General features: G+C 38.9%; 14 protein-coding genes and 1 other RNA gene. 6 read left to right on the top strand and 9 right to left on the bottom strand.

Annotated features, from left to right (window positions below; all coding sequences use genetic code 11):
* Positions 1 to 10: 10 nt before the first annotated feature.
* A complete protein-coding gene (locus IAE20_RS07365) occupies positions 11 to 676 on the bottom strand; it encodes a nucleoside-diphosphate sugar epimerase (RefSeq protein ID WP_200460170.1) in 666 nt (221 codons plus the stop codon).
* A 209-nt stretch (positions 677 to 885) separates the two neighbouring features.
* Between IAE20_RS07365 and rpsT the strand changes: the two genes are divergently transcribed.
* Entirely contained in the window at positions 886 to 1,155 is a 270-nt protein-coding gene (gene rpsT / locus IAE20_RS07360; RefSeq protein ID WP_004987979.1) for a 30S ribosomal protein S20, read from the top strand.
* 97 nt (positions 1,156 to 1,252) lie between these two features.
* Here rpsT and IAE20_RS07355 read toward each other — a convergent pair whose 3' ends face one another.
* A complete protein-coding gene (locus IAE20_RS07355) occupies positions 1,253 to 1,996 on the bottom strand; it encodes a phosphoglycerate mutase family protein (RefSeq protein ID WP_200460169.1) in 744 nt (247 codons plus the stop codon).
* Between the two features lie 59 nt (positions 1,997 to 2,055).
* Positions 2,056 to 2,913 (bottom strand): 3'(2'),5'-bisphosphate nucleotidase CysQ, encoded by an 858-nt coding sequence (locus tag IAE20_RS07350; RefSeq protein WP_200481919.1) that lies wholly within the window; start codon positions 2,911 to 2,913, stop codon positions 2,056 to 2,058.
* A 13-nt stretch (positions 2,914 to 2,926) separates the two neighbouring features.
* Between IAE20_RS07350 and IAE20_RS07345 the strand changes: the two genes are divergently transcribed.
* The 4 genes from IAE20_RS07345 to IAE20_RS07330 all read left to right on the top strand — a co-directional run bounded on the left by IAE20_RS07345 (position 2,927) and on the right by IAE20_RS07330 (position 5,802).
* Complete coding sequence (locus IAE20_RS07345; protein ID WP_200481920.1) at positions 2,927 to 3,634, top strand: HAD-IA family hydrolase; 708 nt, start codon at positions 2,927 to 2,929, stop codon at positions 3,632 to 3,634.
* The gene (locus IAE20_RS07340; RefSeq protein ID WP_200460166.1) at positions 3,618 to 4,058 is read left to right on the top strand and encodes an RNA-binding S4 domain-containing protein; all 441 of its coding nucleotides are present in this window, start codon (positions 3,618 to 3,620) and stop codon (positions 4,056 to 4,058) included. Before IAE20_RS07345 ends, IAE20_RS07340 begins: the two co-directional genes overlap by 17 nt.
* A gap of 158 nt (positions 4,059 to 4,216) precedes the next feature.
* Positions 4,217 to 5,266 (top strand): recombinase RecA, encoded by a 1,050-nt coding sequence (gene recA / locus IAE20_RS07335; protein ID WP_200460165.1) that lies wholly within the window; start codon positions 4,217 to 4,219, stop codon positions 5,264 to 5,266.
* A gap of 50 nt (positions 5,267 to 5,316) precedes the next feature.
* The gene (locus IAE20_RS07330; protein WP_200481921.1) at positions 5,317 to 5,802 is read left to right on the top strand and encodes a regulatory protein RecX; all 486 of its coding nucleotides are present in this window, start codon (positions 5,317 to 5,319) and stop codon (positions 5,800 to 5,802) included.
* A 10-nt stretch (positions 5,803 to 5,812) separates the two neighbouring features.
* Here IAE20_RS07330 and ffs read toward each other — a convergent pair.
* Positions 5,813 to 5,909: signal recognition particle sRNA small type (gene ffs, locus IAE20_RS07325), an RNA gene on the bottom strand.
* 397 nt (positions 5,910 to 6,306) lie between these two features.
* Here ffs and IAE20_RS07320 point away from each other — a divergent pair.
* Positions 6,307 to 7,173, top strand: a complete 867-nt coding sequence (locus IAE20_RS07320; protein WP_200481922.1) for a YbgF trimerization domain-containing protein — start codon at positions 6,307 to 6,309, stop codon at positions 7,171 to 7,173.
* Between the two features lie 67 nt (positions 7,174 to 7,240).
* Here IAE20_RS07320 and lpxA read toward each other — a convergent pair whose 3' ends face one another.
* The 5 genes from lpxA to bamA are packed head-to-tail and all read right to left on the bottom strand — an operon-like array spanning position 7,241 to position 12,654.
* Positions 7,241 to 8,029 (bottom strand): acyl-ACP--UDP-N-acetylglucosamine O-acyltransferase, encoded by a 789-nt coding sequence (gene lpxA, locus IAE20_RS07315; RefSeq protein WP_200481923.1) that lies wholly within the window; start codon positions 8,027 to 8,029, stop codon positions 7,241 to 7,243.
* On the bottom strand, positions 8,026 to 8,511 hold the full coding sequence (fabZ, locus tag IAE20_RS07310) for a 3-hydroxyacyl-ACP dehydratase FabZ (RefSeq protein ID WP_200460161.1): 486 nt from the start codon (positions 8,509 to 8,511) through the stop codon (positions 8,026 to 8,028). The genes lpxA and fabZ overlap by 4 nt, the downstream gene beginning before the upstream one ends.
* A gap of 7 nt (positions 8,512 to 8,518) precedes the next feature.
* Positions 8,519 to 9,589 carry a UDP-3-O-(3-hydroxymyristoyl)glucosamine N-acyltransferase gene (gene lpxD / locus IAE20_RS07305; protein WP_200460160.1) on the bottom strand — a complete coding sequence of 357 codons (1,071 nt, stop codon included), beginning with the start codon at positions 9,587 to 9,589 and terminating at the stop codon, positions 8,519 to 8,521.
* A gap of 3 nt (positions 9,590 to 9,592) precedes the next feature.
* Positions 9,593 to 10,093, bottom strand: coding sequence for an OmpH family outer membrane protein (locus tag IAE20_RS07300; RefSeq protein WP_200460159.1), 501 nt, complete (start codon positions 10,091 to 10,093; stop codon positions 9,593 to 9,595).
* 56 nt (positions 10,094 to 10,149) lie between these two features.
* The gene (gene bamA / locus IAE20_RS07295; protein ID WP_200460158.1) at positions 10,150 to 12,654 is read right to left on the bottom strand and encodes an outer membrane protein assembly factor BamA; all 2,505 of its coding nucleotides are present in this window, start codon (positions 12,652 to 12,654) and stop codon (positions 10,150 to 10,152) included.
* Between the last annotated feature and the right edge of the window lie 16 nt (positions 12,655 to 12,670).

Raw genomic sequence — 12,670 nt, 5'->3', positions numbered from 1 at the left:
TTGCTCTCCATTATGAGGTCATTTGTATGGCTAAATTATCATAAACTTTAAAAGCTTCCATTTGCGTATTTGCAGCTACGACCATGGTATGAGCCAATTGTTCTGCGGTAACAGGTTTATATAAAAATGGTTTCTTCCAAATATTCTGCAAACTTAAAAATAATTTTTGTGCGGCGCTTTCCAATAATCGCTGCTCTTCTCGCTCACCGATCAACAAAGAAGGATGAAAGATTGAAAGTCTGGTTAATGTCAATGTTTTTAAATAATCTTCGAGTTGCCCCTTGACCCTGTTATAAAACACAATTGAGGAGGAATTTGCGCCTAAAGCACTCACCACCAGTAAATGCGTTTCTTTATCCTGAAGTAAATCAGCAAAATGAGCATTGATTTCATAATCAATCGCGTAAAATTTCTGCTTAGAACCTGCTTTTTTAATGGTTGAACCCAGACAACTAAATGCATGTGTATAGCCACTGACGTCCTGATCATTCAGTAACAAAAAATCTTCAAGTAAAAATTGTTGAACTTTAGAGTAGTTTTTAAATTCATCTAGCTCCTTGCGTACAATAACGGTGATATCTTCAAATTCTGGTGCTGCTTGTAATTGGTTTACAAGCGCTTTTCCCACCAGTCCTGTCGCGCCAATAACGAGGGCTTTATTCTTGATATTTGTCATATTTTAAACAGCCTGAGTATTTTTGCCTTAATTTAGCCTGTTCTTGAGAATTTATCACCATCAAAAGCGTTGCAAAAACGTCTCAAGACTTGACTTAACCGCACCGATTCATCAAAATATGGCACTTGTTTACGGGCTGGTGATAGTTTTAACTATAACCGGTGAAACTTCAGCCCGCCCAGACCAATCAAATTTCAAGGAGTGCAAGAGTGGCAAACTCTGCTCAGGCAAAAAAACGTGCGCGTCAAAACGTTAAAGCGCGTAAACACAACGCAAGCTTGCGTTCTATGGTTCGTACTTACATCAAACGTACTGTAAGCGCAATCGCATCTGGTGATTATGCTGTTGCTACAGAAGCTTATAAAAAAGCTGTTCCTGTAATTGACCGTATGGCTGATAAAGGCATCATCCACAAAAATAAAGCTGCTCGTCACAAGAGCCGCTTAAACGCTCAAGTTAAAGCATTAGCTTCTAACTAAGCAGCAAATAAAGAAAGCCCTACTGGGCTTTTTTTATTGCTCTGGAAATAATAAAAATATTTAACGCTTCTTTTTATGATTGGCTGTGTTCGCTCATTTATAAACGCCGATCAACCTGTATAAAATCACTTACATTCAATTGATGAACTTCACCTCGCCAAATCCATTTAAGCTGGCTATTGATAAAGTCATCTCCTTCAAACCAGACGAATAGACCCTCCATCATGGCAGGCCAATCTTCTTTATCAATCTGACTTCGACCAGAAATAACCGCAACAATAGCAGCAATAATCGTGTCATGACTCACAGCTAGGCTTAACCCCTGCGAAGTATTGGGATGCGTGTTATAGATCAGCTCTAGAACATCAAATACACCAGTAATAGGATGTTTCATACCGGGTAAAGCATTATTAACAAAACTATTAATAAATCCCAATGCACCCTGTTCACGAAAGTAAGGCGCGGCTTTTTTTATATCCAGAACAAAACTACCCGGCTCAACCAATAAACCCTGTTCAACGATTTCAATCGTATGGGTGTTACTGGTAGGTGTAACCTGATCAGCCCCTTCAATCATAAGCGCAGCGGTATCAATACAACGTTGAATAGGACTAGAAATACAGTGCTGAATGATTCGACCTGTATTTTGGATGAGACAAGCACCCCATTCCTGAGCCAAAACCCGACCAGGCTCAGTTAACTGTAAGTCGTATCCCGCCAAGCCCTGTCCATTCACAATTTCACGAATCGAATGTCGTGTAAAAAGTGTCACAGGAATAGTGCCATCAGGCAATAAATCAATTGCCTGTAACATACTAGGAGGTAATAGCTTAAGTGCCATAAATCATCTTATATTGTCATTCTCATTACCTGCCCACTATACCATGCAGGTAAAAACTCTCAATCTGTAATCTGCAATTGCTTTAGCGCATTTAATGCTAAATCTTTTATTTCTGGCGTGGTAAACGCTAAAAAACCTGTATTTAAAATAGTATCACGCTTATTATATTGAAATGGTTGCCCTTTTAGCGTAATCAGCCCACCACCTATACTTTCCAGTAAACCCTGACCCGCACTGGTGTCCCACTCTGAAGTAGGATGAAATCTAGGATAAAGATCAATCTCCCCCTCAAGCATCATACAAAACTTATAGGCACTTCCTGCTTCACGCCGAACCACGGGATAATCCTGTTCAATAAAGGTTATCAGCTGCTGATATTTGGTATTTTTACTGCTGTGGCTCAAACCAACCTGTAATTGCGTTATCTCTTGTTTATCAGCAATTTGATAACGCCACCATTGCCCATGATTAAACTGATATTTATAAGGTCGTTCATTCACAAACCCTAGATACATCTGCTGTTCACAAGGTACGATAATGATCGAAAAAATAGTTTTCGTATTTTCAATTAAACTTAAATTAATCGTAAACTCATCTCGCTCATGAATAAATTCTTTGGTTCCATCCAGAGGATCAAGCATCCAGCAAATTGGCCATTCGTGTCGATCAGAATTATCATTTTCTTCGGATAATACTGGATATATAGGCTGAATCTTGGCTAATGCTTTCATTAAAAAACGATTTATCTTTAAATCAGCCTGAGTCACAGGTGAATTATCACTTTTCTGGTGAATATTAAACTCGCTTCCTGCGGTATAACTTTGGTATTCTTCAAAAAGAATTTGACTCGCTTCCTGTAATACAGGTAACAATTGCATGATCAATGCATCCTGTGGCGCATGAGTTTTAATAAACATAGATTATCCCGTTATGCCAAATTGTAATTCTTCGACTTTGCCTATTGTCCTATTTGATATGGACGGTACGCTACTTGACTTAAGTTTTGATGATTTCATCTGGAATCAGTGCCTGCCTATACGCCACGCACAGATAAATCAATGCTCACTGCAACAAAGTCGCGATACCTTATTTCAGTTCTATCAACAACACAATCATACACTATGCTGGTATTCTTCAGATTATTGGACAGCAAAAGTCGGTGTAGATGTTTTAAAATTACAACAAGAATTTCAACATAAAATCCAGCCAAGACCGGGATGTTTTGAGCTCTTAAAAAGTCTTAATAATGAGGGCTATCGTTGCTGGTTAGTCACCAATGCTGATCAGCCAAGCTTAAAACTTAAACTTGAAAATATTGCACTTCGCCCTTATTTTGAAGTCTTAGTCAGTAGCCAACAGTTAGGTTTTGCTAAAGAAGATATTGGTTTTTGGCAAACTCTAAAAGACCTGTATCCATTTGATCCTACACAAGTTATTTTAGTAGATGACACAGCTCAGGTTCTTGAAGGCGCCAAACAGTTTGGAATCGAGAAGCTCATTACTATTACTCAACCTTCAAGCTTAAAACCGGCCCGTGATCTGGCAACACTGAACTATCCAGCTATTCATAGTTTAGTTGAACTTTTTTCTTATTTACCGCAATCTCAAGTTAAGGATGTTGATGTCAAAACAGCTTGAACAAAATACAAATGACTCGATGCGAGTCGATAAATGGCTTTGGGCAGCACGTTTCTTTAAAACGAGGTCCATTGCCAAAGCAGCCATTGAAGGTGGTAAAGTTCACCATGACAACGAACGAGTCAAAGTATCGAAAGAAATTCGTGTTGGTATGGAACTTACTATTCAGCAAGGTTTTGAGCGAAAAACTGTAGTGATCAAAGCGCTTTCTGCAACACGAGGCCCTGCTCCAGTAGCACAATTACTTTATGAAGAAACAGAAGTAAGTTTAGCGCGCCGGGAGTTGATTGCATCACAAAGAAAATTGCATAATCTAGCGCGACCTGATCATCGTCCATCTAAAAAAGATCGTCGACAAATCAGTAAGTTTAAACAAGAAAATGATCAACAATTTGACCAATCGTGGTCTTATCATGATGATTAATTGAATGGCTGCTTATACACGTCATATTATGTCGTACTGGCATAATCTTGACATGGAATATTAAAAATAAATCTGTCACTATACACAGGTGGAACGAGGTTAAAATTCGACACATCCACTTTGAATGATAGTGATATACACAGTTTTGAGGTTGTGAGATGGATGATAATAAAAGCAAGGCATTAAATGCCGCTTTGAGCCAGATTGAAAAACAGTTTGGTAAAAATACAGTAATGCGCCTAGGTGACAATACCGTACAGGCGGTTGAAGCAGTCTCTACAGGCTCTTTAACGCTCGATATCGCACTGGGTATTGGTGGTCTACCAAAAGGCCGTATTGTTGAGATTTATGGCCCTGAGTCATCTGGTAAAACAACCATGACTTTACAAGCCATTGCCCAATGCCAAAAAGCTGGCGGCACTTGCGCATTTATCGATGCTGAACACGCACTCGATCCACAATATGCTCGTAAGCTTGGCGTAGACATCGACAATTTATTGGTTTCACAGCCTGACAATGGCGAGCAGGCACTTGAAATCGCAGATATGTTGGTTCGTTCAGGTGCAATTGACTTAATTGTAGTCGACTCTGTTGCTGCATTGACCCCTCGTGCTGAGATTGAAGGCGAAATGGGTGATTCACATATGGGCTTGCAAGCTCGTTTAATGAGTCAAGCATTACGTAAAATTACAGGTAATGCCAAACGCTCAAACTGCATGGTAATCTTCATCAACCAGATTCGTATGAAGATTGGTGTGATGTTTGGTAGCCCAGAAACAACCACAGGTGGTAATGCACTGAAGTTCTATGCGTCTGTTCGTTTAGATATCCGTCGTGTTGGACAGGTCAAAGAAGGCGATGAAATTGTAGGTTCTGAAACAAAAGTCAAAGTCGTAAAAAACAAAATGGCGCCTCCATTTAAAGAAGCATTGTTCCAGATTATGTATGGTAAAGGCACCAACCAACTGGGTGAAGTAGTCGATTTAGCAGTACAACAGGAAATCGTACAAAAAGCAGGTGCTTGGTATTCTTATAAGGGCAATAAAATTGGTCAAGGTAAAAATAACGTAATTCGTTATTTTGAAGAAAATACTCAAATTGCTCAAGAAATTGAAAAACAAATTCGTGAGCAATTACTGACTAGCACCCCAGTGGCAAATAGCGCCGAACATGAGGATGAAGAACAACCAGACTTTTTAGAAAGCTAATTAAGTCGAGATTGAACGCCCTGCGGGGCGTTTTTCATTTGGGATGACCTATGTATTCAAATTCAAATGACCAAGCACAAAAGGCCCTGCTCACAGGCAGTCGTTTACGCTCTTATGCTTTTGCCTTACTTACACGTAAAGAATATGCCAAAGCTGAACTGATCGAAAAACTCAGTCTTTATGCTCAGGATAAAAATGAGGTTCTTGCGCTAGTTGAAGAGTTATCAGAACGTCAGTATCAAAGTGATCAGCGTGTAGCTGAAATGGTAGTATCCAGCCAGATTCGTAAAGGGAAAGGTCCAAACCGAATTAAACAAACACTCAAGCACAAGCAAGTGGATAGCAATTTAGTTTTAGAAGATATTCAAAATATTGACTGGTTACAGCAGGCTTATTTGCTTAAAGTTAAAAAATTTGGAGTTCATGTGGAAAAAGATCCAAAACAAAAAGCCAAGCAAATTCGTTTTTTGCAATATCGAGGATATGATATGGATACAATTCTAAAAGCGATTAGTCAAACGACTGAAGAAGAATAGCTGGTGGTAACCCTACTAGCAAAACCTCGGCACATCATAGATCTGCTACCGTTGCTACCTTCCGGTCCTGGCGGGGTTCACAGAGTACAATTGCGAAGCCACCAGCAGGGCTACCATTGCAAGAACAGAGTATAGAGATTTTTAAATGCGTTGCAAGTGCTATCTCATTTTTTCATACGGTTTTCGTTTCAATTGACTAAATCATCAACAAATTTAAAGATTTGTTCATTTTCCAGCTCCTTATCTACTTGCAAAATAAGGCTTCTCACACTTAAGCCACAAGAAATTTAATGACTTAATCTCGTTATGAGAATTGATTTATTTGCTCCCCTTTACTTGTCGATAAGTCCGTATCAAAAATGAAAATGCTAAAATATTGTAATTACTTATTGCAATTCTACGGCAGGGTGTTTTTAATGGCATTTGCTTTCAATGTGTTTTTATAGCTGAATGATTCCCAAACACATGGCTTGACGTTATATTTAAAATTATGGATTGTGGCTTATGCTAAAAAAGCATTCTTTATTCGCGATTACCCTACTCTGTGGCTCTTCTATTTATGCCAATGTTCCGATTGAATCTCGGGGCTTAAGCCAATCCAACTCTGGATCAATATCAGCGACAAATGATCAACCTGTAGCGACAAATCTGAACTGGCAATTGATGCAAAAGAATCAGCAGTTAGAAAATGATATACGTGTATTACGTGGCCAGCTTGAAGAACAAGCACATGCAATCGATCAACTCAAAAAAGACTTGGCAAATCGTTATACCGATCTAGATCAACGCTTGGAACTATTAAACCAAAAAGTAGATCCTGATAGTGCTGCAACAGATGAAAATGCGGCAACAGATGCCAATGGTGCGACACCTGCTATTAGCAATAATGCACAAGCACCAGTAAATGCTGATCCCCAACCAACTCCCGCCGAACCAGCAATTCAAAACGATCAACAACCCGCATCAAATACTGCACAGACAGCAACAGAGAATAAAGATTCAAATGAACTTGATAAAGCGGCTTATACTGTTGCTTTGGACGCATACAAACAAGGTGGTGCAAAAAAAGCCATTGCACCAATGGAAAATTTTATTAAAAATCATCCAGACAGTATTTACACACCCAATGCTTATTTCTGGCTTGCTGAATTTCATTTAGCAACTGATCCTGTCAATTATGCTCAAGCCAAGAAAAACTATCAAATTGTGGCAGATAAATATCCCACCTCCAGTAAAGCGCCGCGCTCTTTATACCAGCTCTATAGCATCGCAAAAGATGTAGATCGCAAACCTGCTATAGCTACCCAATATAAGAACAAACTTCTTAGTCGCTATCCGCAATCTGAAGAAGCTGGTTTTATCAAAAAATAAAGCCTTTTAAAAAACAAAAAAGACACATTTCAAATGTGTCTTTTTTGTTTTTTAAAGATTAGCAGAATTAACGAATAATACCGCGCTTTGACGACTCAACTGAATCAACCAATAACTGAACTTCCGAAATTTCGGGTAAAATTTCAGTGCGAATTTTTTCAAGTGCCTGTTCAGTCGTAAGACCTGATTTATAGATAACTTTAAAAGATTCACGTAAGCCATTGATCACATTTTTTGACCAACCCTTACGACGCATCCCTTCAACATTCATTCCATATGCGTGTGCAGGATTACCAGAAACCATTACATAAGCCGGTACATCTTTTAAAATTAAAGATGCCCCACCCACCATACTGTAGGAATCAATTTTACAAAATTGATGAATTCCTGAATTCCCCCCAATAACGACATAATCACCAATATGGACATGTCCTGCCACACCGACATTATTGGCAAAAATATTGTTATCGCCTACCACACAATCATGAGCAATATGAGTATTGACCATTAACAGGTTGTTATGACCAATTTTAGTTAAACTATTATCCTGAATGGTTCCACGATGCAGACTACAGTGTTCACGAATGCGGTTATTATTACCAATTTCCAGCCATGTTTCTTCACCATTATATTTTAAATCTTGGCAAATCTCGCCAACACTGGCGAACTGAAAAATTTCATTATGCTCGCCAATACGTGTAAATCCCCCAATCACAACATGTGAATGAAGTTTTGTACCTGTACCAATGCTTACATTGGGCCCAATTACACAAAAAGGGCCAATCTCGACATCTGGAGCAATTACTGCAGATGAGTCAATAATAGCGGTAGAATGAATTAGATCGTTATTACTCATGCCTGCTCTGTTATCTGGTGCGAAATCATAATTTCAGCGGTTGTTGCTACGATGCCATCAACAGTCGCCGTACAATTATATTTATAAATACCGCGTTTCTGCATGACTAATTCAGATTTTAAAACGAGTTGGTCACCTGCAACAACTTGTTTCTTAAAACGCACTCTCTCTGCACCTGCAAAAAGGAACAAGGAACCTGCTTTGGGCTTCTCATTATTCATGATAAAGCCAAGAACACCTGAAACTTGAGCTAATGCTTCTACAATTAATACACCTGGCATAATTGGATATTCAGGAAAATGTCCTTGCAAAAACTCTTCGTTGATTGAAACATTTTTGTAACCAACGATGGAATTTTCAGTTACTTCAACCACACGGTCAACCAGTAAAAATGGATAACGATGTGGCAGATATTCACGAATGGTTTGAACGTGCATTGGCAATTCAGGGATCGTAAACGCGGGAGTTTTTGACTCAGTCATCATATTTCTATTTACGCAATTTAAAGGTTGATTCAAGAGACTCTATTTGAGCCTGCATATGATCGAGTCGTTTGAGTATTTGGGTCAATGGCACATCTGCTAATTGTCTAAGGCGAACAATTGTTCGTTTCCAATGACTATTTTCAAAAAGTCCTGTTCCTGAAGAATATATACCAGATTCAAAAATACTTTTTGTGACCATTGACATTCCTGTTAATGTCACATTATCAGCGATACTAATGTGTCCTACAAGACCACACGCTCCACCAATGATACAGTTTTTGCCAATCGTAGTACTTCCAGCAATCCCTGTTTTTGCTGCAATAGCAGTATTAGCACCGATGTGTACGTTATGGGCGATTTGCACAAGGTTATCAATAATAACCCCATCTTCTAAAATAGTGTCATCTAAAGCGCCACGATCAATACTGCAATTTGAACCAATCCGAACATCATTTCCAATCTGAACTGAACCTAATTGTACGATTCGATGCCATTTTCCCTGATAAGGGGCAAAGCCAAAACCTTCACCACCGATCACTGTATTAGCATGAATACGAACGCGATCTTTGAGTTTGGTTTCACCTGTTAAAGTCACATGCGAGTCGATAAAACAACCCTTACCAATTTCAACATAATCATCAAGTGTAGAATGGGCAAGAATAGCAGTATTATCACCCACCACACAATTTTTACCAATCACCACATAATGTCCAATATAGGCACTCTCTGAGATTAGAGCCGATGGATGAATTTGTGCTGTGCTTTCAATACCAGTCTGCTCAATTTTTTTCTCAAATACATGAGTGAGTTGAGCAAAAGCCAGATAAGGGTTATTGACGATGATAAAGTTTTTTTGCTGAGCCAATTGATCTTTTAATTCAACAGGAATAATTAAAGCGCCTGCTTGAGAATTTTGTGCGGCTTCTAAATATTTGTCGCCATTCACAAATGAAATCTGACTAGAATTGGCATGTTCAAGACTTGCCAATCCAGTAAAAGTGAGGTCTTTGTTGCCCAAAGGCTCACCTTGAACAAGATGAGCCAAATCTTCCAAACGATAACTGCGTGCTTTCATTGATTATTTAATTGCATTAACCTTTTGAATCATTTTATCAGTTAAATCGTTCTTAGCGTCATAGGCAACTGCAGCATTTTTATTCAAAATAAAGTCTAAATTGTTTTCTTGACGTAATTGTTCAGCAGCTTGTTTGACACGTGTCTCAAAAGTGTTATTCATGGTCTGCAAAGTCCCTTGAACACGGGACTGTAAACCCTGCTGTGTTGAATTAAACTCGCTTAATTTGGTCTGATATTGCTGATTGAGCTTTTGCACATCAGCCTCTTTCATATTACGACCTTCAGTTTCAGCTTTTTGGCGTAAGCCATCCAGTTCTTTACCTAACTGTTCAAGTTTTGTCGTGGTCGGTTTCACCGATTGATTCAAGCTGGCATTTTGTTGCTTAAGATAAGTACTACTATCTACAACTTTTGCCAAATCTACAAAGCCCACGCCCGCAGCCTGCGTTAAGCCAGATATAGCTAAACCGAGACCCAATACAACTGTTGCTAATTTATTCATTTTCACTTCCCTATACAGGAGTATTTTAACAATTAATCACCCGAACAGAGACCGTACTAGAAAGTACGGCCAATTTCAAACTGAATTTCCTTGGTTTCATCACCATCTTTATCATTTAATGGGAATGCGTAACTTAATGATAGAGGACCAATCATGGTAATCCACGTAAAGCCGACACCCACACTATAACGAAGATTGCTTAAATCCAAATTATAATTATCTTTACAATATTTTTCGGCATCAACAGGAGTTGTAGAGCCATTTAAATAAAGATTACCAGTGGCTGTTTTACATTGAGTATCAAAAACTTGACCGCCTTCAGCAAACAGTACAGGACGAACTTGACGTGTCCAATCACCTTTAAATGGTAGTGGTAAGGCAAGTTCAGCACCAAATTGTACTAAGGCATTACCCCCAACTTCCTCTGGATCCCAGTCACGTGTTTTACTTTCATTATAAGTCACACCTGGATATTTAGGACCCAAGGTATTGACATCATAACCTCGCACCGAACCATAACCACCGGCAAAGAAGTTCTTATAGAATGGCAAATCATTACCATAACCCAACTTACCATAACCACGTAATACAAAATCGTGACCTAATGGGAAATAAGCCTGAGTATCATAAGTGACTTTTTGATAATCTACATCACCACCAGGTAAACCAACTTCGAGATTTAAACGATGATACATCCCGGATGTCGGGAAAATTGGACGGTTTAAAGTATTGTACGACCAACCCAGATTTAAGTTATAAGTAAAGAACTCACCTTCAAACTCATTATCGTAAGGGAGCATCTGGCCAGTACATTCGTATTCATTTGTCTCTGAATTCAGCTCATAATCACCATCACAATATGAACCTTGACCTGTCGCTTTACCGCCATTTTTAAGCAAGTAATCACGTACATACGTCGAAACATATGGACCTGTAGTGACTTTGGTATTATCAACACCAATAGATGCACTTAAGTTCTGGTTTTCATCAATTGGATAACCAAAGCTTAAACTACCACCAATACTGTCAGTTACATAGTTACTAACGTTATAGTCATCATTTAGCTTGGTTTTGCGATAGTACACGTTATAACCACGACTTACTCCATCAATCGTAAAGTAAGGATCGGTTACACTCAGGTTATAGTAATCCTGTGTTTCTGAACGAGATAAATCAATTGCAACACGATTACCTGTGCCTAAGAAATTAGTCTGACTCAAACCTGCCTGAAACGTCACACCGCCACTTTGAGAGTACCCCACTGCCAAAGTAGTGGTTCCAGAATGCTGTTCCTCAACATTGACATTCAAATCCACCTGATCGGGCGAATTAGGCACACGAACTGGCTTAACATCAACGGTTTTAAAGAAGCCTGTACGCTCAAGTCTTACCTTGGACAGGTCAATTTTTTCATTACTGGCGAGTGCACCTTCCATTTGACGCATTTCACGACGTAAAACTTCGTCAGAGGTTTTACTATTTCCAGCGAAGTTAATGCGGCGCACAGTAACTTGTTGACCCGGGTTAATATAATAATTCATATCAACCGTACGAGTTTCATTATTAATTTGCGGAACCATGTTCACATCCGCAAAGTAATAACCTGCATTTCCATATTTACGCAATAATAATTGCTTCACCGCATTCACTTTTTCTTGCGAATAAGTGTCACCATCTTTATAAATTTTTAATGCCTGCAATTCTTCAGGCTTATACAGCGCATCACCTAGAAACTTGGTTTCACCAAATTTGAATTGCTGGCCTTCATCCACAGAAACCTCAATAAAGATGTGTTTTTTATCTTCACTGATATTTAATTGTGAGTTATTGATATTGAAGTTGATATAACCTTTATTCAAATATAATGCGCGCAATGCTTCAAGGCTTGCAGCCATTTTTTCACGTGCATAACGGTCATTACGAGTGACGACAGAAGCCCAGCCCGATTCTTTAACTGCAAAAACCTGCTTAATATCATCATCATTAAATACAGTGTTACCAATGATATTAATATCAAAAACCTTTGCAGGCTTACCTTCATAAAACTCGATTGTTAAATCTACACGGTTATTCGGGCGAGCTGTCGTCGTGACCTTAATATCCGCATCATAACGGCCTTGCTGCGTGTATTGTTGCTCAAGTTCTGTTTCAAGAGTTTGTAAAGAAGATTTTTTAAGAACTTCCCCTTCAGCAACACCCATTTTCTTTAAGCCATCCTGTAAGGCTTCTTTAGGGATTAGCTTATTACCTTTAAATTCAATTTTTGAAATAACAGGACGTTCTACAACCTTGAAAACCAAAACATCATTTTGCTTATAAGTTTGAATATCATCAAATAAGCCCGTCGCATAAAGCGTACGAATGGCATCAGCAATGGTTGGATCGTCAACACGATCGCCACTGTTTATCGGCAACATGGTATAAACATTTGCAGGAGTTAAGCGAACTAAACCTTCGACTTTAATATCTCGTGCAATGAAGTCATTCGCTGCATATGCTTGTTGTACTGCCGCCATAGCACTAACAAGTGCCAAAGGCATTAATAAATGTGTGTGCCGCATGCCAGATTTTTCCAGT

The sequence above is a fragment of the Acinetobacter sp. S54 genome (assembly GCF_016624945.1).
Lineage (GTDB): Bacteria > Pseudomonadota > Gammaproteobacteria > Pseudomonadales > Moraxellaceae > Acinetobacter.
Note: the sequence above shows the minus strand (reverse complement) of the source record. Positions and strands in the feature narration are given on the sequence as shown.

Coding starts and splice junctions, on each gene's coding strand:
- IAE20_RS07345 (WP_200481920.1), top strand. CDS start 2,927: ATGCCAAATTGTAATTCTTCGACTTTGCCTATTGTCCTATTTGATATG.
- bamA (WP_200460158.1), bottom strand. CDS start 12,654: ATGCGGCACACACATTTATTAATGCCTTTGGCACTTGTTAGTGCTATG.
- lpxD (WP_200460160.1), bottom strand. CDS start 9,589: ATGAAAGCACGCAGTTATCGTTTGGAAGATTTGGCTCATCTTGTTCAA.
- recA (WP_200460165.1), top strand. CDS start 4,217: ATGGATGATAATAAAAGCAAGGCATTAAATGCCGCTTTGAGCCAGATT.
- IAE20_RS07365 (WP_200460170.1), bottom strand. CDS start 676: ATGACAAATATCAAGAATAAAGCCCTCGTTATTGGCGCGACAGGACTG.
- fabZ (WP_200460161.1), bottom strand. CDS start 8,511: ATGACTGAGTCAAAAACTCCCGCGTTTACGATCCCTGAATTGCCAATG.
- IAE20_RS07350 (WP_200481919.1), bottom strand. CDS start 2,913: ATGTTTATTAAAACTCATGCGCCACAGGATGCATTGATCATGCAATTG.
- IAE20_RS07340 (WP_200460166.1), top strand. CDS start 3,618: ATGTCAAAACAGCTTGAACAAAATACAAATGACTCGATGCGAGTCGAT.
- IAE20_RS07300 (WP_200460159.1), bottom strand. CDS start 10,093: ATGAATAAATTAGCAACAGTTGTATTGGGTCTCGGTTTAGCTATATCT.
- lpxA (WP_200481923.1), bottom strand. CDS start 8,029: ATGAGTAATAACGATCTAATTCATTCTACCGCTATTATTGACTCATCT.
- IAE20_RS07320 (WP_200481922.1), top strand. CDS start 6,307: ATGCTAAAAAAGCATTCTTTATTCGCGATTACCCTACTCTGTGGCTCT.
- IAE20_RS07330 (WP_200481921.1), top strand. CDS start 5,317: ATGTATTCAAATTCAAATGACCAAGCACAAAAGGCCCTGCTCACAGGC.
- IAE20_RS07355 (WP_200460169.1), bottom strand. CDS start 1,996: ATGGCACTTAAGCTATTACCTCCTAGTATGTTACAGGCAATTGATTTA.